The sequence below is a fragment of the Streptomyces sp. NBC_00086 genome (assembly GCF_026343255.1).
Lineage (GTDB): Bacteria > Actinomycetota > Actinomycetes > Streptomycetales > Streptomycetaceae > Streptomyces.
The window spans coordinates 2,443,853-2,466,126 of the sequence record NZ_JAPELZ010000001.1; the positions used below are offsets into that span (position 1 = coordinate 2,443,853).

At 72.4% G+C, this 22,274-nt stretch carries 18 protein-coding genes; 9 read left to right on the top strand and 9 right to left on the bottom strand.

Translation table 11 applies throughout. The annotated features are described in order from the left end of the window. Nucleotides 1–85: 85 nt before the first annotated feature. From OG276_RS10670 to OG276_RS10690, 5 genes are all read right to left on the bottom strand, one after another. Nucleotides 86–853 (bottom strand): enoyl-CoA hydratase/isomerase family protein, encoded by a 768-nt coding sequence (locus OG276_RS10670; protein WP_266904282.1) that lies wholly within the window; start codon nucleotides 851–853, stop codon nucleotides 86–88. A gap of 101 nt (nucleotides 854–954) precedes the next feature. Continuing rightward, nucleotides 955–2,175, bottom strand: a complete 1,221-nt coding sequence (locus tag OG276_RS10675) for an Ig-like domain-containing protein (RefSeq protein WP_266912682.1) — start codon at nucleotides 2,173–2,175, stop codon at nucleotides 955–957. A 133-nt stretch (nucleotides 2,176–2,308) separates the two neighbouring features. Then, nucleotides 2,309–3,025 carry a L,D-transpeptidase family protein gene (locus tag OG276_RS10680; protein WP_266912684.1) on the bottom strand — a complete coding sequence of 239 codons (717 nt, stop codon included), beginning with the start codon at nucleotides 3,023–3,025 and terminating at the stop codon, nucleotides 2,309–2,311. A gap of 172 nt (nucleotides 3,026–3,197) precedes the next feature. Then, nucleotides 3,198–5,387 carry a choice-of-anchor A family protein gene (locus tag OG276_RS10685; protein ID WP_266904284.1) on the bottom strand — a complete coding sequence of 730 codons (2,190 nt, stop codon included), beginning with the start codon at nucleotides 5,385–5,387 and terminating at the stop codon, nucleotides 3,198–3,200. A 204-nt stretch (nucleotides 5,388–5,591) separates the two neighbouring features. Further along, nucleotides 5,592–6,812 (bottom strand): Ig-like domain-containing protein, encoded by a 1,221-nt coding sequence (locus OG276_RS10690; protein ID WP_266912686.1) that lies wholly within the window; start codon nucleotides 6,810–6,812, stop codon nucleotides 5,592–5,594. A 405-nt stretch (nucleotides 6,813–7,217) separates the two neighbouring features. Between OG276_RS10690 and glgX the strand changes: the two genes are divergently transcribed. Further along, a complete protein-coding gene (gene glgX, locus OG276_RS10695; RefSeq protein ID WP_266904286.1) occupies nucleotides 7,218–9,431 on the top strand; it encodes a glycogen debranching protein GlgX in 2,214 nt (737 codons plus the stop codon). 204 nt (nucleotides 9,432–9,635) lie between these two features. Then, on the top strand, nucleotides 9,636–10,379 hold the full coding sequence (locus OG276_RS10700; protein ID WP_266904288.1) for a CDP-alcohol phosphatidyltransferase family protein: 744 nt from the start codon (nucleotides 9,636–9,638) through the stop codon (nucleotides 10,377–10,379). A 28-nt stretch (nucleotides 10,380–10,407) separates the two neighbouring features. Here the strand turns inward: OG276_RS10700 and OG276_RS10705 are convergent, their stop codons facing one another. Continuing rightward, nucleotides 10,408–10,881, bottom strand: a complete 474-nt coding sequence (locus tag OG276_RS10705) for an adenylyltransferase/cytidyltransferase family protein (RefSeq protein WP_266904290.1) — start codon at nucleotides 10,879–10,881, stop codon at nucleotides 10,408–10,410. Between the two features lie 172 nt (nucleotides 10,882–11,053). Between OG276_RS10705 and OG276_RS10710 the strand changes: the two genes are divergently transcribed. From OG276_RS10710 to OG276_RS10720, 3 genes are read left to right on the top strand one after another with little or no spacing between them, the layout of a single operon-like run. Then, a complete protein-coding gene (locus OG276_RS10710) occupies nucleotides 11,054–12,259 on the top strand; it encodes a glycosyltransferase (RefSeq protein ID WP_266912688.1) in 1,206 nt (401 codons plus the stop codon). Beyond that, nucleotides 12,256–14,025 carry a lipopolysaccharide biosynthesis protein gene (locus OG276_RS10715; protein ID WP_266904292.1) on the top strand — a complete coding sequence of 590 codons (1,770 nt, stop codon included), beginning with the start codon at nucleotides 12,256–12,258 and terminating at the stop codon, nucleotides 14,023–14,025. The genes OG276_RS10710 and OG276_RS10715 overlap by 4 nt, the downstream gene beginning before the upstream one ends. Continuing rightward, a complete protein-coding gene (locus OG276_RS10720; RefSeq protein WP_266904294.1) occupies nucleotides 14,022–15,266 on the top strand; it encodes a hypothetical protein in 1,245 nt (414 codons plus the stop codon). Before OG276_RS10715 ends, OG276_RS10720 begins: the two co-directional genes overlap by 4 nt. A 59-nt stretch (nucleotides 15,267–15,325) precedes the next feature. On the opposite strand, the gene OG276_RS10725 is transcribed toward OG276_RS10720, so the two are convergent. Together OG276_RS10725 and OG276_RS10730 are read right to left on the bottom strand one after the other, a co-directional pair. Beyond that, complete coding sequence (locus OG276_RS10725; RefSeq protein WP_266904296.1) at nucleotides 15,326–15,907, bottom strand: TetR/AcrR family transcriptional regulator; 582 nt, start codon at nucleotides 15,905–15,907, stop codon at nucleotides 15,326–15,328. A 78-nt stretch (nucleotides 15,908–15,985) separates the two neighbouring features. Continuing rightward, a complete protein-coding gene (locus OG276_RS10730; protein ID WP_266904298.1) occupies nucleotides 15,986–17,476 on the bottom strand; it encodes a hypothetical protein in 1,491 nt (496 codons plus the stop codon). 393 nt (nucleotides 17,477–17,869) lie between these two features. On the opposite strand from OG276_RS10730, the gene OG276_RS10735 reads away from it, so the two are divergent. The 4 genes from OG276_RS10735 (at nucleotide 17,870) to OG276_RS10750 (ending at nucleotide 22,031) form a co-directional block, all read left to right on the top strand. Next, nucleotides 17,870–19,786, top strand: a complete 1,917-nt coding sequence (locus OG276_RS10735) for a zinc ribbon domain-containing protein (protein WP_266912690.1) — start codon at nucleotides 17,870–17,872, stop codon at nucleotides 19,784–19,786. An 88-nt stretch (nucleotides 19,787–19,874) separates the two neighbouring features. Then, complete coding sequence (locus OG276_RS10740) at nucleotides 19,875–20,414, top strand: WcaF family extracellular polysaccharide biosynthesis acetyltransferase (protein ID WP_266904300.1); 540 nt, start codon at nucleotides 19,875–19,877, stop codon at nucleotides 20,412–20,414. Continuing rightward, the gene (locus OG276_RS10745; protein ID WP_266904302.1) at nucleotides 20,411–21,529 is read left to right on the top strand and encodes a glycosyltransferase; all 1,119 of its coding nucleotides are present in this window, start codon (nucleotides 20,411–20,413) and stop codon (nucleotides 21,527–21,529) included. The genes OG276_RS10740 and OG276_RS10745 overlap by 4 nt, the downstream gene beginning before the upstream one ends. A 97-nt stretch (nucleotides 21,530–21,626) precedes the next feature. Beyond that, a complete protein-coding gene (locus tag OG276_RS10750; RefSeq protein WP_266904304.1) occupies nucleotides 21,627–22,031 on the top strand; it encodes a hypothetical protein in 405 nt (134 codons plus the stop codon). Nucleotides 22,032–22,045: 14 nt separating this feature from the next. Here the strand turns inward: OG276_RS10750 and OG276_RS10755 are convergent, their stop codons facing one another. Beyond that, nucleotides 22,046–22,258, bottom strand: a complete 213-nt coding sequence (locus OG276_RS10755) for a hypothetical protein (protein ID WP_250744801.1) — start codon at nucleotides 22,256–22,258, stop codon at nucleotides 22,046–22,048. Nucleotides 22,259–22,274: the final 16 nt, after the last annotated feature.

Consider the following 22,274-nt stretch of genomic DNA (forward strand, 5'->3'; position numbering starts at 1 on the left):
AGGCTGCCTTAAGGCCTGGCTAATCCACCCACAGGAATGACGCCGGCAAGGCCGATCCGGGGCGGGGTTCCCGACAGGGCCGCGCCTAAAGGAACTTGGCCTTCCCCGGACCCTCCTCGACGAAGCTGCGCATCCCGCGCTCGCGGTCCTCGGTGGCGAACAGGCCCGCGAACCAGCCCCGTTCGATGGTCAGCCCGGTGTCGATGTCGGTCTCCAGCCCCGCGTCCACGCACTCCTTGGCGGCGCGCAGCGCGAGGGCCGGGCCCTGCGCCAGCTTCGCGGCCCACGCGTACGCCTGCTCGTAGACCTCGGCGGCCGGTACGACGCGGTCCACGAGGCCGAGGGTCAGCGCCTCGTCCGCCTTGACCATGCGGCCGGTGAAGATGAGGTCCTTGGCCTTGGAGGGGCCGATCAGCCGGGACAGCCGCTGAGTACCGCCCGCGCCGGGGATCAGGCCGAGCAGGATCTCGGGCTGGCCGAGCTTCGCGTTGTCGGCGGCGATCCGGTAGTCCGCGCACAGGGCCAGCTCGCAGCCGCCGCCCAGGGCGTAACCGGTGACGGCCGCGACCACGGGCTTGGGGATCCGGGCCACGGCCGTGAAGGCGTCCTGCAGTCCGCGGGACCGGGCGACCATGGCCGCGTGGTCCATCGTCTGCATCTCCTTGATGTCCGCGCCGGCCGCGAACACCTTCTCGCCGCCGTAGATGACGACCGTACGGACGTCGGCCCGGTCGGTCGCCTCGACGGCGAGCTCGCGCAGCCGGTCCTGGGTGGCGATGTCCAGGGCGTTCATGGGCGGCCGGTCCAGCCGGATGACGCCGACGCCTTCGGAGACTTCGAGAGAGATGGTCATACGGGAAGGTTAGCCCCCGTTAACCGCGACCGGCCCGGTGCTGTGGGTCACAGCACCGGGCCACCCGACACCGGGCCCTCCGAACTACGTACCGACCGGAATTACTTGATCCACTCCGCCCAGTCCATGTTCCAGCCGTTGAGGCCGTTGTCGGGGGCGACGATCTTGTCCTTGGAGTTCTTCACGATGACCACGTCGCCGATCAGCGACTCGTTGAAGAACCAGGCGGCGGGCTGGCCGCCGTCACCGGCGCCGCGGACGTCCTTCAGGCCCACGCAGCCGTGGCTGACGTTCTCGGAGCCGAACGTGCCGGACGAGGCCCAGTAGTTGCCGTGGACGAAGGTGCCGGAGGTGGTCAGCCGCATCGCGTGCGGGACGTCGGAGATGTCGTACTCCCCGCCGAAGCCGACGGTGGCGCCGTTCATCCGGGTCACCTTGTACTTCTCGCTGATGACCATCTGACCGTTGTACGTGGTCGTCGACGGGGCGCCCGCGGTGATCGGAACGTTCTTGAGCACCTGGCCGTCACGGACGACCTGCATCTGCTTGCTGCCGGCGTCGACCGTGGTGACCTGGGAGCGGCCGATCTTGAAGCTGACCGTACGGGTCTGCTTGCCGTAGACCCCCGGCCGGCCCTCGACCCCGTCGAGTTCGAGCTTCAGGGTGACCTTGGTGCCCGCGGCCCAGTAGTTCTCGGGGCGGAAGTCCAGTCGGTCGTTGCCGAACCAGTGGCCCTCGATCGGGACGGACGGCTCGGCCGTCACCGTGATGGCCTTCTCCACGGCTTCGGGGTTGGTGATGCCGCGGGAGAAGTTGATCGAGACCGGCATGCCCACGCCGACCGTCGATCCGTCTTCGGGGGTGTACTGGCCGATGAAGGTGTTGGCGGGCGTGAGGGTCGTGAAGGTGGTGTCCTTCGCGGACTCGCGGCCGGCCTCGTCCTTGGCCACCGCGTGCACCTTGTACTCGGTGGCGGAGGCGAGGTTGCGGGCGGGCTCCCAGCTCGCGCCGTCCGCGGCGAGCTTGCCCTCCACCGCGTTGCCCTTGGTGTCGGCGACCGTCACCGTGGTGAGCTTGCCGCCGGTGCTGGTTATCTTCAGGACGCCGCTGGTCGCGACCTCCTTGGCCCCGTCGTCCGGCTTGACGCTCACGACGGCCTTCGACGCCTCGGTACCGGTCGTGCCGGTACCCCCGTCCGCTCCACCGCTCCCGCCGGCGGCGCCGGCGTTTCCGCCACCGCTGCACGCGCTGGTGAACAGCAGGGCCGCGCCCAGCAGGAGGGCCGGCAGGCCGGTGCGGGCGCGCCCGCGTATCGGCTGCAGGTTCACGATCGTTCTCCCCATGTCCCCCGCGCACGGACAGTCGCGCGCTTATCGCCAGGAAATCACATGGGGGATCACGAGACAGTACGGTCGTGTCACCGTTCCGTCCCAAGAGTGGTCCGTGCGCCGGGAGTCAGCCCTCCGTGCCGGGCTTGGTGCCCCAGACGTAGACGGCGTCGCCCTCGGTGAGCAGGTCCCACAGCCGCCGGGCGTCGGGGACGGTGAGGTTGACGCAGCCGGCCGAGCCGCCGTGGGCGTACAGGTTGCCCTTGCGGCCGTGCAGGGCCTGGCCCTCGTCGAAGAACTGGGCGTAGGGCATCGGAGAGTTGGCGTAGAGCGTGGATTCGTGGTGCTCGCTGCGCCAGTAGATCTCGTGCCAGCCGGGACGGGTCTCCTCGTCGTCCCGTCCGGTGCGGATGGGGACGGGTGCGAAGACCACCGTGCGGCCGCGCTGCACCCACAGGAGCTGGCGCTCCATGTCCACGCAGGTCACCCGGTGCGTACGGACCGGGCAGTCGCCGGCGGCGTTGGGGTTCGCACGGGCGGCGACCGCGACCATGGTCCGGAAGGTGACCAGTCCGGCATAGCCGTCGGCGGGCCGGATGCCGTTGCCCCGCTGGAAGGTGCGGATCGCCTCGCAGTCCCCGGCGTCCTGCGTCCCGTCGGCCGTCCGGCGCAGGTGCTCCTCCAGCTCTCGCTGGTAGGGCCCGGTCCCGGCGGTGCACGCCTCCGCGGCCGGGGACACGGCCGGGGCCGACGGGGCCGGGGACGGATCCGCTGCGGCTGCGGGCGCCGTCGGGGCGAGGGCGGCCGCCGCGAGGATCACGGCCGTGACCGCCGCCCTGCCCATCGTGCCGAGCGCGCCTATCGCGTCTGCCGCGCCTCCCGCGCCCGCCGCGTGCCCTGTGCTCATACGGACCTCCTCGCGCCCGCCGGCCGGGCCGTCGGCTCCGAGCCAACCGGATCGGCCGGGCACCGGCGCGCCGGGTGGGCCGGCAGGGTCACCGGCCCACCCGGGCGGCCTATGCGGCCCGGCCCGGCTTCGGGGGCTTGGTGCCCTTGCCGTGGTCGTCGCGCTTGTTCTCCAGGGTGACCACCAGGCGGTGGTCCGGGGTGGTCCCGTCCAGGTGGAGCGGACCCGTGACCCGGTTGCGCGGGAGGACGTAGCCCTCCGGCACGGCCGTTTCGACCACGTAGTACCAGCCCTCGTCGAGGCCCGGGAAGGAGCACGCCCCGGCCCGGTCGGTCGCGCAGCCCGCCGTCACCTTGCGGTCCGGGTTGATGCCGCGCGTCTGGAGGCCGCTGGTGCTGTTGGTCTCCTTCCACACCTCGAAGACCGCCCCGCGCAGCGGTCGCTTGGTCTTCGCGTCCTTCTTCAGGACCTCGATCGATCCCTCGTACTCGGGCTCCCCGGTCCGCTCGTCCGTGACGCTCACGACGAGGCCGGTGGTCACGTGTCCCGCGGTGAGGTCGAACGGCGTGACCGGGTCCGCCGGCAGGTCGTAGCCGGCCGGTGCCTGCGTCTCCCGCCAGTAGTACCGCTCACCGACCGGGAGCTGGACCGTGCAGCTTCCCTGCGCGTCGGTGGTGCAGGACCCGGCGAGCTGCTCGTCGGGGCCCGTTCCGGTGGTCTGCAGGCCCGTACGGTCGTTGGCCTCGCGCCACAGCTCGAAGCGGGCGCCCGGCAGCAGCGCCCCGCCGTCCGCGTCGGACTTGCGCAGCACCACCTCGGCGCTGCCCGGGAGCTTGGTGTTGCTCATGGTGGCGCTCACGCCCTCGGCCGCGTTCTGCGCGGTCAGCGTCAGCTCCACGACGGGGTTCGCGGCGAGCTCGTAGCCGGCCGGGGCCTGGGTCTCGCGCCAGTAGTACGTGCCGGGCGCCACGGTGCCGGAGCAGATGCCGTTCGCCGGGGTGACGCAGTCGGTGACCTTGGTGTCCCCGCCGGGGCTCGTGAACTGGGCTCCGGGGGTGCCGTTGGTCTCCCGCCACAACTCGTACGTGGCTCCGGCCAGCGGCAGGCCGCCGGTGTCCTGCTTGAGGACCGAGACCTTGCCCGTGACCGGGACGGTGTTCCCGCAGTCGGGCAGGTCCCCGTTGAACGGGTACGCGTGGAACTCCTGGCCACCGCCCCCGGTGCTGGTGTGGACGAGACCGCCGGTGGTGAAGAAGCGGCCGTTGGTCCCGGGCAGGGTGACGGTGGTGGTCGAGGCCTGCTCGCCGACGAGCACGCTGCCCTGGAACTGTCCGGTGCCGACCAGCTGGACGGTGGTGGCGTCGGGGAAGTTCCACAGGAGCCGGGTGCGGTAGCCGTTCCAGGGGTCCGCTCCGGCACCGGTGTCGTTGATGCTGCCGGCGTAGGTGTTGATCGTGCGGCTGGTGCCCAGGACGTTGACCAGGACGGTGGCGGTGGCCGGGATCCGGTCGAAGCGGAAGCCGATGGCGCCGTTGCTCGCGCTGACCAGGTCGAAGTCCACGTTGAAGACCTGGAGCGGGGAGGTGTTGTCCCCGGTGAAGACGGTGGTGCCGTCCTGGTTGACGGCGGTGCCCGTGGCCGGGCGCGGGCTGCCGTCGACCCGGGCGTAGCACCGGCTGGCCGCGGTGAGCTGGTCGCGCAGGCCGGCGTAGGGGGTGATGGCGGCGGGGTCGTGCACCAGCGGGTCGATGCCACGGCTCTCGACGGTGCCTGCGCCGGGGGCGGTGCCCGCGTAGCGGACGACGCCCGGGGCGACGATCAGCCGCTGGTCGACGGCGATGTTGACGTTGCCGCCCGTGGTGAGGAAGTCCGAGAAGTCCGGCGGGGGCACCAGCGAGCCCGCGCCGACGACGCCGAGGTTGTAGGCCCCGCCCGCTGCCGCCAGGTTCTTGTTCTGGTCGAAGTTGCCGAGGACGACGACCTTGCCCTCGGCCTCGGCGGCGCGCTCGCGGACGAGGAAGTCGGCTCCGACGAAGATGTTGATGCCCTCGTCGTAGCCGTTGGGTTCGGTGCCGACCTCGATCTGCGGGAACGGGTCGGGGCACCGGGCTCCCAGGCAGGGACCGAGTCCGCCCGGCAGCGGGGCCCGCAGGGCCCCGGCGGCCTGACGGGCCGGAGCCGGCTGCTGTCCCCCGGGGCCCGGTGCGGCCGGCGCCGCCAGGGCCGCCGGGGCGCCTGCGGCCAGTACGGCCCCGAGGGCGAGCCCCAGGGGGCCGAGGGTCCACTTCCTTGCTGACATGACGCTCCGTCCGTTGCCTGCCGCCGCGTGCGGGTGGGCCCGTACAGGCTGGCGGCGGGCTCCGGCGAGCCGGGCGGACCGACACTCCCCCACTACGGCATTCCGGTACGACAATCACTCGACTGGGGTGTCGGGTGAGGGAGTGTCGGGTGAGGGAGTGTCGGGTGAGGGCGGCGGGTGAGGTGAGCGGCGGGTGACGCCGGGTCAGCCGAGCGCGGAGCCCGCGACCCAGGCCGGCCAGGACATGTTCCAGCCGCCCAGCCCGTTGTCCGGGGCGACCGTCTTGTCCTGCGAGTTCACGACCTCCACCACGTCCCCGACCATGCTCCGGTCGAAGAACCAGCCGGCCGGGGTGTCCGAGCCGCCGCCCTTGTCGTCGCGCAGGCCGATGCAGCCGTGGCTGACGTTGGTGGAGCCGAAGGTGTCGGGGCTGGCCCAGTAGTTGCCGTGCAGGAAGGTCCCGGAGCGGGTGAGGCGCATGGCGTGCGGGACGTCGGGGATGTCGTACTCGCCGCCGAAGCCGACGGTCTGCCCGTTCATGCGGGTGACGTCGAAGAGCTCCATCACCACCATCTTGCCGTTGTAGGTCATGTTCTTCGGCGCCCCGGCGGTGATCGGCACGGTGGACAGCAGCTCGCCGTCGCGCCGGACCTCCATGGTGTGCGCGGCCGCGTCGACGGTGGAGATCTGGGAGCGGCCGACGGTGAAGCGCAGGGTCTTGTCCTGGATGCCGTAGGAGCCGGCGGCGCCCTCGACGTCCCGCAGGTTCAGCTTGACCGTGACCTCGGTGCCGGGCTTCCAGTAGGTCTTGGGCCGGAAGTCGAGGCGCTCGTCGCCGAACCAGTGGCCCACCACGTCCACGGCCGGGTCGGAGGTGATCGTGATGGCCCGCTCCACGTCGGCGCGGCGTTCGATGGACCGGCTGAACCCGAAGGAGATGATCATGCCGGTGCCGACGGTCGACCGGTTCTCGGGCTTGAAGTAGCCGATGAACCTCTCCTCGGGAACGTAGGTGGTGAAGGTGGTGTGCCGGGCCTGGCGGCGGTTGTGCCCGTCGAGCGCGACCGCGTCCACGGTGTACTTGGCCGCGAGCGCGAGCCGGCCCGACGCCGGGTCGGGGCTCCAGCTGAGCCCGTCGACGGCGATGGCCCCGGGCACCTGCTCCTGCTGGGCGTCCTCCACCTTGGTGACCACGACCCGCTCCAGCCGGCCCTCGGGCACGGTGATCCTCAGCGGCCCCTCCGCCGGCACCCCCTTGGCGTTGTCGTCGGGGGTGATCCTGATCGCCTCGTCCGGTGACCGGGGTTTGCCGGGCAGCTGGATCTCGATCGGGGAGCCGCCGTTCTCGGTGCATCCGGCCAGGCCTCCGAGGAGGCCCGCCCATACCGCCACGGCGGCGAAGCCCGCCCCTGCCCGCCTCGTCAGAAGAGTCACGTTCCTCCAACGACCGGGCCCCTCCGGGGGAAACGTGGGCGCGGCCCACGTTCCAGGCAGGGCAGTCCGGGCAGAACAGTGGGAAGGACCGGACGGGGGCGGGCCGCGGCAGGGACGCCGGGGCCGCAGTTCCCCCACCCCCGCAGGTACCGAGAGCCGTGGAGGCGGGCAGTGTCGAGCGCAGCCGAGCAAGAGGCGGAGCCCCTGGCCGGGGTTGAGACCGGATCCGGGGCCGGGACCGAGCCCAGGGCCGAAGCCGGACCCGGGACCCGGGACGGCGTTCAGGGCGGGACCGGGGCCATGGCCGGCCACGGGACGGTGAACGGAAACGGAAACGGGAACGGGCCGGGCGCCGGCAACGGGAGCGGACATCCGGCCGGCCAGCCGCTGGGGCTGATGGAACCGCAGGTCAGGGGTCACGCCGCGGTGAGCCGGGGGGTGCCCGGGCCGCCCGTGTGGCCCGGCTCCTCGCATCCACTGGGAGCCCGGTTCCACCAGGGACCGGACGGGACGGCCGGAACCAACTTCGCGCTGTGGGCGCAGGGCGCGGAGGCGGTGGAGGTCTGCCTCTTCGCGGAGGACGGGTCCGAGAGCCGGTGCACGCTGACGGAGCTGACCCACGAGATCTGGCACGGCTTCCTGCCCGGCGTGCGCCCCGGGCAGCGGTACGGATTTCGGGTGCACGGGCGCTGGGACCCGTGGACGGGGGCCCGGCACAATCCGGCCAAGCTGCTCCTGGACCCGTACGCGCGGGCCGTGGACGGGGACTTCCTGCTGCCGCCGGAGGTGTACGGACACGTCCGCGACTGGCCGCAGCAGTACATCGCGGACACCGTGCGCGACGACCGCGACTCGGCCCCGCACGTCCCGAAGGGGGTCGTGGTCCACGATGACGACGACTGGGCGGACGACGTCCGGCCGAAGACCCCGTGGGCCGATTCGGTCATCTACGAACTGCACGTGCGCGGCTTCACGATGCGCCACCCGGGCATCCCCGAGCACCTGCGCGGCACGTACGCGGGCCTCGCGCACCCGGCGGCGATCGAGCACCTGACCGGGCTCGGGGTGACGGCGGTGGAGCTGCTGCCGGTCCATCAGTTCGCGCACGAGGACCACCTGCTGCGCCGGGGTCTGCGCAACTACTGGGGCTACAACTCGGTCGGCTACTTCGCCCCGCACGCGGCGTACTCCTCCAGCGGTACGGCCGGCCAGCAGGTCGGCGAGTTCAAGCGGATGGTCAAGGCGCTGCACGCCGCCGGGATCGAGGTCATCCTCGACGTGGTCTACAACCACACGGCGGAGGCCGGCGAGCTGGGCCCGACGCTGTCGCTGCGCGGGATCGACAACCGGGCGTACTACCGGCTCCAGTCGGACCAGCGCCGGTACGCGGACTACACGGGCTGCGGGAACACCCTGCACGCCGGGCGGCCGCACGTGCTGCGCCTGATCACCGACTCGCTGCGGTACTGGGTGACGGAGATGGGCGTGGACGGCTTCCGCTTCGACCTGGCGGCGGCGCTGGCCCGCTCGATGCACGACGTGGACATGCTCTCGCCGTTCCTCGCGGTGATCGCCCAGGATCCGGTGCTGCGGCGGGTGAAGCTGATCGCCGAGCCGTGGGACGTGGGCTCGGGCGGGTACCAGGTGGGGGCGTTCCCGCCCCTGTGGACCGAGTGGAACGACCGCTACCGGGACGCCGTACGGGACTTCTGGCGCGGCGCGCTGCCCGACGTACGGGACCTCGGCTACCGGCTGTCGGGGTCGAGCGACCTGTACGCGTGGGGCGGGCGGCGGCCGTACGCCTCGGTCAACTTCATCACCGCGCACGACGGTTTCACCCTGCGCGACCTGGTCTCGTACGAGTCCAAGCACAACGAGGAGAACGGCGAGGCGGGCCGGGACGGGACCAATGACAACCGGTCCTGGAACTGCGGGGTGGAGGGCGAGCCCGAGGGCGGTACGGAGCCGCGGATCGCGGCGCTGCGCCGGCGGCAGCTGCGCAACCTCCTGACCACGCTGCTGCTGTCGACCGGGGTGCCGATGCTGGTGGCGGGCGACGAGTTCGGCCGCACGCAGGGCGGCAACAACAACGCGTACTGCCAGGACAACGAGACGAGCTGGGTGGACTGGTCGCTGCTGGAGGACCCGTCCTGGCAGGCGCTGCTGGCACTGACCCGGCGGCTGCTGGCGCTGCGCCGGGCCCATCCGGTGCTGCGGCGCCGGGCGTTCTTCTCGGGGCGCTCGCAGGGTGCGGACGGGCTGCGGGACCTGGCCTGGTTCACCCCGGCGGGGGTGGAGATGACCGAGCGGGACTGGTACGCCCCGGCCGGGTCGGTGGGCCTGTACCTGTCGGGGCAGGACATCCCGGGCCGTGACGAGCGCGGCCGGCAGGTCACCGACGACAGCTTCCTGGCGCTGCTGCACGCCGGGGACATGCCGGTGACGTGGGTGCTGCCGGGGGCGCCCTGGGCCCGGGCGTACGAACTGGTCCTGGACACCTCCCGGGAGGACCAGGCTGCGGCGCCCGCCACCGTGCACCGCGGGGGCGAGAGCGTGAGCGTCCCGGCCCGCGCGGTGCTGCTGCTGAAGGTGGTGGGCGGGAAGGCGTAGAAGCCGGGGCCCTGAAGGCCGGGGCTGCTGAAGGCCTGGGCTCCGGAGGCCGGGGCTCTGAAGGCCGGGGCCGCAAAGGCCGGGGCTCCCGGTGTCCGCATCCGGCCGACCCGGGGCGGGAGCCCTCGGGCGTCCTGCGATGATGTGCCCTTCGTACGGATCGTACGCACGCACGCATATACGGATGTTCGAGGGGTTGTGTCGATGGCGAGTGTCGGGACCGCGTTGCGGGAGCTGCGCGGGGCGCAGAAGTCGGCGAAGGGGGTGTCGCTCTACTCCCGGTTCGTCAACCGGCCCGTGGGGCGGTACCTGGCCGCCGGGTCGTACGCGCTCGGGCTCACCCCGAACCAGGTGACGCTGGTCAGCGCCGCCCTGAGCTTCGCGGGAGCGGCCGTCGTCGCCCTGGTCTCGCCCTCGTGGGGGCTGGGCGCCCTGGTGTGGGCCCTGCTCGCCGTCGGCTTCGCCTTCGACTCCGCCGACGGGCAGCTCGCCCGGCTGCGCGGGGGCGGCAGCGCGGCGGGCGAGTGGCTGGACCACGTCGTGGACTGCGCGAAGCTGACCTCGCTGCACACCTGCGTACTGATCGCCTTCTACCGCTTCCCCGAGGCCTACGGGATCGGCGGGGGCGCGGACGGCGGCGCCGCGGCCGGCTGGCTGCTGCTGCCCCTGGGCTTCCAGCTCGCCGCGGTCGTGACCTTCTTCGGGGGGCTGCTGACGGAGAAGCTCAAGCCGAAGCCCGCGCCGGGGAGTGCGGCCGCCGCGCCGTCGACCCTGCGCGCGGTGGCGCTGCTGCCCGTGGACTACGGGGTGTTCTGCCTGGTGTTCCTGTTCCTCGGCGGCAGCGGGCTGTTCCGCTGGGTGTACGCCGCGGCGGGCGTGATGGCCGCGCTGTTCCTGGTGGCGTTCCTCGCGAAGTGGTTCCGGGAGCTCAGCGCCGTACCCAGGTGACCGGGGCCGGCGCCCGCGGGCGTGCCGCTCAGCCCCGCTGCTCCGTGGCGAGCGGCTCCGACAGCACGTCCAGGGCCCGGCGCAGCTGGGTGCTGGAGGTGTGGACCGTGTACGGGAAGTAGACGACCTCGACCCCGTGCACGGCGAAGTCCTTTTCCAGCTGGTCGCCCTTGGGGGTGCCGCGCCAGTCGTCGCCCTTGAATATGACGTCGAAACGGACTTGTTTCCACGTTTCGACCTTGTCCGGGACGGTCTCGACAAAAGCGGCATCCACGTACTGGACGCTGCGGACGATCTCCAGCCGCTCGACGAGCGGTATCACCGGGCGGCGCCCCTTGGCGAGTTCCGCCATTTCGTCGGATACGACCCCGGCGACCAGGTAGTCGCACTGACTCCGGGCGTGCCGAAGGATGTTGAGGTGTCCGATGTGGAAGAGGTCATAGGCACCCGGCGCGTAGCCGACGCGATGAGGTCTCCGCCCAGGCGTCTCAAATTCGGACATATCCCGCTCCGTCACGTGTTATCCCCCAGAAGCCGCACACCCCGGTGTGGCGGATTAGCAGACAATAGCGTGCACGTTCCCCCTGGTGCCGGTGAACGAATAGGGTGACGTGCGCATCATCCAGGTGAGAGGGGGACGTCGAGTGTCGAAATCCGGTCAGCGACGCCTACTGCTGGTTTCCACTAATTACGCCCCCGAGCACACGGGCATCGGCCCGTACGCCACCCAGATCGCGGAGCACTGGGCGGGTCTCGGTCACGACACCCATGTCCTGGCGGGCATGCCCCACTACCCGGCCTGGTCCGTCGAGCCGGAGTACAAGGGGGCGCTACGGCGCACGGAACAGCGCGCGGGCGTGACCGTGCACCGGCGTGCGCACACCGTGCCTCCGCGCCAGACCGCCCTGCGTCGCGCACTTTTCGAAGGATCGATTCTGCTGCACGGTTCCGTGGCCCCGCCCCGGATGCCGAAGCCGGACGCGGTCCTCGCCCAGATGCCGAGCCTGGCCGGCGGCCTGCTGGCCGCGCGCCTCGCGGCGCGCTGGAAGGTCCCCTTCGTCCCGGTCGTCCAAGACCTGATGGGCGCCGCCGCCGCGCAGAGCGGGATCAGCGGCGGCGACAAGGCCGCCGCCTTCGCCGGGCGGGCCGAGGCCCACGCCCTCAAGCGCGCCGCCCTCGTCGGCGTCATCCACGAGACCTTCGTCGACCGGGTCGTCGGCATGGGCGTGGACCCCAAGCGGATCCGGCTCGTCCCCAACTGGTCCCACGTGGCGCTGCCCACCAAGCCGCGCGGCCGGACCCGCCACCACCTCGGGTGGGCTCCCGGCCAGACCGTCGTCCTGCACTCCGGGAACATGGGGCTCAAGCAGGGCCTGGAGGTCCTCGTCGGCGCCGCCCGGCTGGACCCGAGCGTCCGCTTCGTCCTGATGGGCGACGGCAGCCAGCGCTCCGCCCTCGCCGACCTGGCGGCCGATGTTCCCAATCTCGACATCATCCCCCCTGCCGCCGACGGCGAGTTCCCCGATATCCTCGCCGCGGCGGACGTGCTCGCGGTCACGCAGCACGCCGCCGTGATGGACATGAGCGTGCCGTCCAAGCTGACCTCCTACTTCCAGGCCGGCCGCCCCGTCGTCGCCTCCGTCGCCGCACTGGGCGGGACCGCCCAGGAAGTGGAACGGTCGGGCGCCGGGGTGCTCGTACCGCCGGAGAACCCGGAGGCCCTGCTCAAGGCCGTACGGGCACTGGCCGAGGACCCCGCGGGCGCGGACGCGCTGGGGGCGGCCGGGCCGCGCCACGTGGCGGCGCACCTGAGCCGTGAGGCGGGCCTGGCCCGCATCGACGCACTGATGGACGAAGCACTTGGGGGTCCCCGGCCGTGATCGAGACCAACCGCCCTGCAGCGGCTCCGGCCGAGGACGAACCGGACCTGCTCCGGGACCAGTTCCGCCAGCTCCTGCGCTACCGCCGGCTCATCGGCGCGGGCGTGGGCATCGGCCTGCTCGGCGGGGTCTACCTCGGCGTCTCCACGGCGGACACCTACGTGGCCACCGCCGACATCGTGCTGCGCGCACCCACCGACGACCCCTTCAACCCGAGCCTCGCCCCCGACAAGGCGATCAACATCGGCTCGGAGCGCCAGGTCGCGCTCTCCAGCTCCATAGCCAACGAGGCCGCGAAGAAGCTCGGGGTCTCGGCCACCGACTTCTCGGCCCTGCGCGCCGGTCTGCAGGTGACCAACCCCCCGCAGACGATGGTGCTGCGCTTCACCTACACCGCCGGCTCGCCCACCGAGGCCGCCAAGCGCGCCAACGCGATGACCGAGGCCTACCTGCTCAAGCGGCAGGAGGCCCTCGACGCCACCCGCGACAAGATGGTCAAGGGCTACCAGGAGCAGCGCGATCCGGTCGCCAAGCAGCTCGAAGAGCTGTCCAAGCAGATCACCGGCATGCCGGCCGGTCCGGCGCGCGACGCCGCGTACTCCGCCAAGACCGACCAGCAGAGCAAGATCAACACCCTCAACGGCAACATCGCCAAGCTCCAGGCCCTGGACATGACCCCGGGCCGGGTCACCAGCTCCGCCGTCCCGCCGCACGGGGCCGACGGCCCCGGACTGCCCATGTCGCTCGCGCTGGGCGCGGCCGTGGGTCTGGCCCTCGGCCTGCTCGGCGCCTGGGTGCGCCTCGTCTTCGACCCGGCTCCGCGCTCCGAGGGCGATGTCGCCCGGGCCCTGCGCGCGCCCGTACTGGGCTCCCTGCCGCGGGGCAAGGCCGACGGCGGGCCGCTGCTCGCGGCGGGCGAGGAGGACCCCCGGCTGGCCGAGGAGTTCCGCTCGGTGGCCTTCCGCCTCGCCTACGACGCCCGCTTCGCGGACCGGCGCCGCCTCCTCGTGGTCGCCCCGCGCGGCAGCAGCGAGATCGCCGCCGCCGTGGCGGTGAACCTGGCCGCCTCCTTCGCGGAGACCGGCAAGGACGTGCTCCTCATCGAGGCCGACCTGCGCACCCCGGTGCTGGCCAGCCAGCTGCCCACCGACGCGGCCGGCCGGCCGCGCTGGAGCAAGTCCCAGGGCGGCGCGGGCGCGCAGCACGCCGAGACCGAGTGGCCCGACGGCCGCCAGCTCCTCGTGGACGCCGGCGAGTCGGGCAGCTTCGACCTGATCCCGGGCGAGCGGGTGCGCAACGTGCCCCGCGCGCTGACCTCGCAGCGGGCCACCCGGCTGATCTCCGAGGCCGACTCCCCCAACTCCACCGTCGTGGTGCTCGCCCCGCCCGTGCTCTCGTACGCCGACGCCCTCGCGCTCGTCGACCGCGTCGACGGCGTCCTGGTGGTCTGCAACCCCGGTGCGGTGCGCCGCACCGACCTCTCCCGCATCCGCGAGCTGATCAGCGGGGCCGGCGGCACCGTACTGGGCGCCGTACTGCACGCGCCGCTGCCGGGCGAGAAGAAGCGCGGCCTCGGCAGGAGCCCCAAGGGCGGCGGCCCCGCCGCCGAGGAGCCCCGGCCGGCCCCCGGCCCGCCCTCCGCGCCGCGCCGGGGCGAGCCGCAGCCGATCCCCTACGAGGTGGCGGCCGCCGACCCCGCGCAGCACATCCCGGGCGACGGGAGTGACACGGTCGCCCTGCGTACGGTCCGCACGGGCCGGCGGTGAGCCGGCGCGGCCTCGCGGCGGTCGCCTCGGTACTGGACCAGGCCGCGTCCAGCGCCACGAACATCCTCGTCCTGGTGCTGGCCGCCCGGCTCTCCTCGGCGGCCGGCTTCGCCGACTTCTCGATGGTCTACGTGACCTTCACCGTGCTGCTCGGCCTGAACATGGCCTACGTCGGCCAGACCCTGGTGCTGGAGAAGGACGAACCCGGCACCGCCCGGCTCGCCACGGCCTGCCGCTCGGGCCTCGCCTTCACCGGCGCCGCCTCCGCGGCGGTGGGAGCCGTACTGGCCCTCCTGGGCCTGCTGCTGCCCGGGGCGGCCGGGCGGGCGTTCCTCGCGCTGGGACTCGTACTGCCCCTGGTGCTGCTGCAGGACGGGCTGCGCTACTGCTTCTCCGCCCTGCGGGCGCCCCAGCGGGCGCTGGCGGCCGACGCGCTGCGCCTCGCCTGCGTGGTGACCGCGCTGCTCCTGCAGCCCGAGGGCGCCCCGGCCTGGCGGCTGGTGCTCGTGTGGGGAGTCTCCGCGCTGCCCGCGCTGGCGCTCGGCCTGTGGCTGCTGCGGCCCTCGGTGCGGGGCGGCTCCTCGGACCTCGGACCGTACCTGCGGCGCGGGTACCTGGGGCAGCGGTTCGCGGTGGAGTTCGCCGTGGGCAACGGCTCCAGCCAGCTCGCCGTCCTCGGGCTCGGCGTCTTCGCGAGCCCACTGGCCGTCGGCGCGCTGCGCGGCGCCACCACCCTCTTCGGGCCGCTGAACGTGCTCTTCAACTCCGCGAACTCCTTCGGCCCGCCGGTCGTCGGCCGGGCCTCCGGGAAGCGGGGCGTGGTCCGGCTGACCGCCCTGATGGGCGGCGCGCTCGCGGTGACCGGCGCCGCGTGGGGAGCCGTGCTGTACGCGCTGCCCGAGCGGGCCGGCCGCGAACTGCTCGGCGACACCTGGCAGGCGGCGGCGGCCCTGCTGCCCGCGACGGGCGCGCAGTACGCCGTCATGGGGCTCGGCACCTGCGCGCTGCTGACCCTGCGGGTGCTGAACCCCAAGGCCACCCTCTCGCTCCAGGTGGTCTTCTCGCTGCTGTCGGTCGGGCTGCTGCTGGGCGGGTACGCCGTCTGGGGCGTGGCCGGGGCCGCGTGGGGCCTCGCCCTCGGCTCCGCCTCGAAGGCCGCGGCGGGCTGGCTGCGCGTGGCCCGGCTGCCGGCTGCCGCACCGGCTGCCGCCACCTCCGCGGATCAGGTCCGGGCGGCCTGAGGCACCGGGTCCGGGCGGGGGCCGGGTCCGCTTCCCGGCCCGCTTCCCGGCCCGCCGGGTCAGGCCGGGGCGTCCCCGAAGCCCGCTTCGATCAGGTCGAACAGGTCCCGCATGGCCTGCCGCTGGTCCTCTTGGCCGCGGATCAGGCTCGCGGTGTCCATCACGAACCGGGCCAGTGCGGCGGACCGGAGATCGCCTTCGGGGGCGCCGGTCTCGGCCGCGATGGCGGCGGCGAGGGCGAACTCGTGGCGCCGCCACATCCGGTCCCAGTACTCCACCAGTTCCGGTGTCTCCCGGACCAGGGTGATGTGGGCGATCACCGCCGGATCGTCGATCCGGCGGGACGCCCGGGTCTCCACGAAGTGCTCGCGCAGGGAGTGCAGGACGGACTGGCCGGGCGCGCGGTCCCGTACCGCCGAGACGAGCGCGGCCTCGATGTCCTCGTCCTCGTCGAAGACCAGGGCTTCCTTGCTCGGGAAGTGCTTGAAGAGCGTGGTCACCGAGACGTCGGCCGCCTCCGCCACGTCACGGACGCCGACCTTGTCGTACCCGTGCTCCAGGAACAGGCGCAGTGCGGCATCGGCCAGGGCCTTGCGGGTCATGGCCTTCTTGCGCTCGCGGCGCCCCACCGGTTCGGTCATGACTCCACTGTACCGGCGCCGCGTATTCGATGCACAAGTTGAGCGGTTGCACTTGTGGAGCGGTTGCGCACTTGGCCGTCAGCGCAGGGCGGTGGCCTTGTCCTGCCGGTACGTGGCCACGAGCGCGAGGCAGATCCCCGCGATGGCGATCCGGCCCGAGGCCTGGAGCAGCGGCCCGCGCAGCAGGATGAAGGAGTACCCCGCGACCAGCGGGACCACCGTGGAGATCAGACTGCCCGGCGGCGAGCTGCGCCGGGCGCGCTTCGCGTACCGCCGGTCGACGCGGGCGGAGGCGTACCCCATCCCCAGGAGCCCGGCGCCCATGCCCAGCGGCCCGAAGTCGATCCACAGCTCGGCCCAGATCGGGGAGGAGAGGTTGGTGTTGACCGTGCCCATCCACTGGCCGACCATCACGCCGGTGTCGCGCGGCTTGCCCGACCACACCGAGCGCGGCACCGCGAAGAAGACGGATCCCGCGAGCTGGCGCCCGTAGGAATGCCCGGGGCCGGACTCCGAGAAGGTGATGGTGTTCGCGAACATGCCGATCTGGTCGTAGTCCTTGAGGGCCATCGGCTCCAGGAAGGAGGTCGTCTCGACCGGCTTGTAGTTCTTCTCGTCATAGCGGAAGCGGTCCGCGAAGGGGAAGACGAGGAGGGCGATCACCACGGCCATGGACAGCGCCACCCGGTACATCGCGGCGCTCACCGGAAAGACGGTGAAGAGCAGCGCGAACATGACCGTGAGGAACCAGTAGCGCGGGTTGGAGATCGGGTTGTTGACGATCAGGTTGAGGACCGCGAGCGCCGACCAGGTGACGATGATCGACACCTTGCGGCGGGCGAACTTCGAGGTGATCAGCCAGCGCGTGTACAGCAGCAGGGCCAGCAGCGCGGGGACCGTGCCGAAGCCGCGCAGCAGCGCCTGGCCGGCCTGGCCGTCCTGGGAGACGCCCGCCTCCTCGATGCCCGCGATGATCTCCTGGCGGCTGGAGAAGAACACCGCCGGGCCGCCGAGCTTCACGATCAGGGCCGCGCTGCCCAGGAACGCCAGGGCGGTCAGCAGGTGCAGCCGCCGCCGGTGCGCCATGACCGGGCGCGGCTCCTTCAGCGAACCTCCCACGCGGCCGGCCGGCCGGTGCCGGGCCAGCAGCACGCCCACGTCGAAGGCGGCGCAGCCGAGCAGGACGAGGGCGATGGCGGCGGTGAGGTCGGAGCGCGGGCCGACGACGGGGGTCGGGACCTGCCCGAGGACGGCCTGGGCGAGGGGGGCCACGCCCATGGCCATGTAGACGAAGAGCCAGAAGGAGCCCTGGAGCAGCTTGCGACGGCTGGTGAGGACCATCGCGGAGAGCCGGGCGCCCGCGTACATGGTGAGCAGCAGCTGGAGCCAGAAGGCGGCGTCGTGCTGCCCCGCGCCGGGCTGGACGGCGACGAACAGGGGCAGGAAGACGGTGAATCCCAGGGCCAGCGGGACGGAGAGCGCCCGGGAGAGCAGCGTCCGCGGCGTGGTGACCTTGCCCCAGCTCTTGTCGTCGCCGGGCCGCGGCGGCGCCGACCTGGCGGCGGTCACGCGTATATCGGTCGCCACGCTTGCCCCCACCCCCTGTGCCTGATCCGGGCGCAGTCTAAGACGTGTTCCGCATTTGCGCGTACTCGATCTTGAGCTCGTGCAGGAACCGACTCCTTGTGGCGCCGCGTGTCCTTGACGGGGTTCGGCTCGTTTCGTATGCGGGTCCGATGATCGGACTGTAGATGGCGTGTGGGGCGGGGGGAGTGGGTGTGGCGCCGGAAGGTCGTATCGGGCAAGGGGGAGACCGGTCGGGTCGCCCGCGCGTCCGCGACCGTGTACCGGGCTCCGGATAGCGTCAGTGGTGAGCCCCTGAACGCTCCTCGGACGCGGAGGTTTCGGGGCAAGAACAAGGCCCAGAAGTGGACCAAGCCCAACAACGGGACCGTGTCGGTAATGGTGCTGCCGCTGGCCGTCACCGACCCTGGCGACCTGGCCCGGCTGGAGAACTTGTTCGGGGCGATGTGGTCGGTCAAACGGGCCCTCCAACGCGACGCCCGCGCCAAGGTCGATTCCTACTGGGCCGCTTTCCACGAGCGCGAGGAGCGCGGGGCGAAGGCCGCACGGCAGCGCCTCGGCCTGTCCCGTGAAGCATTGGAGCGGTGCGCGTACAAGCACCTCGAAGACTCTGGGCACTTGAAGCACCACGTATCCAAGGCTCTCGCGATGCACATGGCGGATGAGGTGTGGAACGGCGTCTCGCGGCACCTGTTCCCGGACGCCACCGGACAGCGGTTCGGCCGCCCGAAGGTGGGCCGCCGGCACGACTTCACCCGGATTCCGGGCCGTGCCCGTTCCCACACGAGCGAGAACAAGTGGGAGACGTTCCGCCTGGTCGGCACCCTCCTCGGTCATGCCTCGGCCTACGCCGCCGCCGGCCGGCACGCGCTGACGCAGCCGCGCCGGATGCCGAAGCCCACGGTGCCGGACATCCGCGTGCCCACGGGCATCGTCACCGCCTCGGGCAAGCCCGCCACCCGTAAGACGACGTGGTGGGACCACAGTGGCCCCCTCGCCGTCGTCTTCGCCGGAGGACCCGGAAGCGCCCGTGGTGACCTCGTACTTCCCGTGCGCATCCCGCAGCAGCCCGGCCAGTGGACTCGGGTGCAGCACTTCCTCTCCAGCCCCGGCCGCTGGCACAAGGTGGACCTCGTACGCCGCCGGAAGGCGTCCGCGCCGGGCGGCTGGGTCTACGAGGCGCACCTGATGGTTCTGGGCCCTGGATACACCGCACCCAGCGTGCGGACCATGCGTGACCGCGCCGCCCGGCTCGACCGAGTCGGCGGAGTGGACGGCAACGTCTCCAACCTCTCGGTCGTCTCCTTCCCCGCCGATCTCACCGGAGGCAGACCCTTCTCCACCGAGATCACGCTCACCGAATCCGAGCGGGTCCTGTTGGAAAGGCAGGCGAAGAAGCGGCGGGACCGAGCGCGGGCGCTGGAGCGCTCCCGTCGTGCGACGAACATCGCGCAGTACGGGCTGTCCAAGAAGCAGGCCAAGCAGGCCGCCCGGCGCGCCGAAAAGGCTCTGCGACCCAAGGCCGTGACCGTGCCCGGCGGTGCCCGCGCCGCCCGGTCCGACGGGGTCCCGAAGCAGGCGTTCCGCCGTGACCGACTCTCCGGCAACTACCGCAAGCAGCGTGCCCGCCAGGCCGAACACGCCGCCGGCGTCGCCGAGCACCGCCGCCACCGCGCCCGTCTGGTGGCCCGCGAGATCATCGCCGCCCACGGCCCCGCACTCGTCGTCGAAGACTGCGACATCCGCACCTGGTACCGACTCTGGGGCAAACGCCTCTCCCAGACCACACCCGGCATGCTCATCTCTGCCCTCAAGGCCGAGTGCGAGGCCGCCGGCGGTCGCCTGGTCCGGGCCTCCACCTGGTCGACGGCCCTGTCGCAGCACTGCCTGTGCGGCGCACGCGTCACCAAGAACCTGCGGGACCGCGAGCACAAGTGCACGGCGTGCGGCCTCACCGGCAAACGGGATCTGGTCTCCGCCGCGCTGGCCGCGTTCGTCCGCTTCACTGACATTGCCGACCCCAAGACCGCTTACCTGGACACCGCCGTGTCCCAGCACGTTCAGATCACCTATGCGCAAGCGCTGGAAGAAGCGCTGCGGGAGTCAACCACACCGAGCCCGAAACCGCTCCGGCGGCCGGGTCGCGTGGCAGTCCCACGGCTAGGCCGTGAGACCTCTGCTCCCCGAACCGCCGGCCAGCGGAACCAAGCGACCCCGGATGAGCCACGCTTGCGCGGCCACGCCGGAAAGCCCGGTCCCCGCCCCGCGTGCAGTCCGCAGCTCACCCTTTGGTGAACTGCGGATCAAGTCTTAGTCTGAGCGCTCGGCGCCCGGGGAGGCGCCTTCGAAGGCGCCGTCGGGGGCCGGAGTACGAGGGGTGCCTGTGCGTGATCTTCCTGCCTTCACGCTGGCCGGATACGACAAGGGGCGCGGGCGGCTGACGCAGGCGCTCTGGTTCGCCGTGATGAACACGCTCTTCATGAGCTGGCTGTGCCCGGCCCGGCTGCGGGTCGCGCTGCTGCGTGCCTTCGGGGCGCAGATAGGCGACGGCGTGCTGATACGCCACCGGGTGCGGGTGCTGTGGCCCTGGAAGCTGACCGTGGGCGACCACGCGTGGATCGGCGAGGGTGCCTGGGTGCTGAACCTGGAGCCGGTGACGATCGGCGCGCACGCCTGCGTTTCGCAGGAGGCGCTGCTGTGCACCGGCTCGCACGACCACCGGGCCGCCGACTTCCGTTACCGCAACGCCCCGATCACCGTCGAGGAGGGCGCGTGGGTGGCCGTACGGGCCACCGTGCTGGCCGGTGTGACCATCGGCCGGTGCGCGGTGGCGGGCGCCGGGTCCGTGGTCCACAAGGACCTCCCCGCGCTGACCCTGCAGACCCAGGACGGGCACCGCCGCCCGGTGGAGGAGCCCGTATGAGAGTCCTGCACGCCGTCACCCTGCACTCCCCCACGCACGCCTTCGGCGGACCCGTGCGGGTCGCGCTGAACCTGGCCAAGGGGCTGCGGGCCCGTGGGCACGAGGCGAACCTGCTGGCGCTGGGCGAGGGCTTCCCGGACCCCTGGCCGACCTCGGTGGAAGGGGTCCCGGCCAAGCTCTTCCCCGCCCGGCGCCTGCTCCCCCTCGGCTTCAGCGGGATGACCTCGCCGGCCCTGCTCGCCTCCGCGGGCCGTCTGGTGCGGGGCGCGGACCTGGTCCACGTCCACCTGGCCCGGGACCTGGTCACCCTGCCCGTCGCCCTGGCGGCGCTGCGGGCCGGCAAGCCGCTGGTCCTGCAGACCCACGGCATGGTCGACCCGAGCGGGAAACTGCTGGCCAAGGTGCTGGACGCGCTGGCGGTGCGCCGCCTGCTGCGCGGCGCCGACGCACTGCTCCACCTCACCCCGCACGAGCGCGAGGGCCTCGACGCGGTGGTCGGGGCGCCGCTCCCGAACACCGTCCGCCTCGTCAACGGCACCCCGGCCCAGGATGAGCGCCCCACCCTGTCCGGGCCCCCGCGCATCCTCTACTCGGCCCGCCTGCAGGCCCGCAAGCGCCCGGTGGACTTCGTGGACGCCGCCCCGGCCGTCCTGGCGGCGCACCCGGACGCGCAGTTCGTGGTGGCGGGCCCGGACGAGGGCGAACTCGCGGCGGTCCGCGCCCGGATCACCGCCCTGGGCCTCTCCTCCCGCTTCACGGTCCCGGGCGCCCTGACCGGCACGGAGGTCCTGACGGAGCTGCGCCGCGCGCACGTCTACGTACTGCCCTCGGTGGACGAACCGTTCCCGATGTCGGTCCTGGAAGCCCTGTCGGTGGGCGTCCCGTCGGTGGTCACGCACTCCAACGGCCTGGCCCGCGACATCGCCCGCGCGGGCGCCGGCGCCGCGGTCGAACCCGGCCCGGCGGGGGTCGCGGAAGCGATCCTGTCCCTCCTGGACCCGGCCGGGAACGCCACGGCCTCGAAGGCCGCCCGCGAACTGGCCTCGTCCGCCTTCTCGATGGACGCGGTCCTGGACACCCTGCTGCCGGTGTACGAGGGCGCCCTGCGCCGATGACACGCCCGCGGCCCTGCGGAAAGCTCCGCCAGGAGCCGCCGGTCCCCGGGACCACCCCACGGTGTGGTCCCGGGGTCCTCTCCGCGATGGTCGTCCCATGACGTGGTACGAGCAGGCCCTGGCAGCGGAGCGGCGCGGGGACTGGGACGCGGCGATCGGGATGGTCCCCGTTCACGCCGAGTGCTACTCCACCGATTCCTCCGCGCACGCCCACCACTTGTGGCACATGGATCTGCTCGTCCGCGCGGGGCGGTTCACCGAGCTCGCGGACCTCGCACTCACCGATGTGCACGCACGCCGAAGGCTGAACAAGTCGCTTCGCGACAGAAGGATGGCCGAGGCGCTGTCGGAGCGTGCCGGAGGTGGCGACCGTGGCGCCCTGTACCACCTCGTGGAGCTCTTGTGCGAGACGGGGCGAGCCCCTGAAGCCTCCCGGGCGGTCAGGGACTTCGCCCCGGAGGACGCCTACGCACAGGAGCTGCTGGCGCCCTACCGGGCCTAGGAGGTGCCTGCGCCTCAGAGCCCGCGGCGGGTCTCGTCGACCACCGGGAGGGCGCCGACGCGGCGGCGCTTGAGGACGCTCGCGTAGACCGCGAGGCCGATCGCGCCCGCGACCATCATGATGACTCCGACCAGGTCGAGGTTCACGCTCTGCAGCTGCCAGTCGCTCGCGAAGGTGAGGATGGCCCCCACCACGATCAAACCTATGCAACCGCTGATGCCCCTCATCGCATTCGCCTCCACC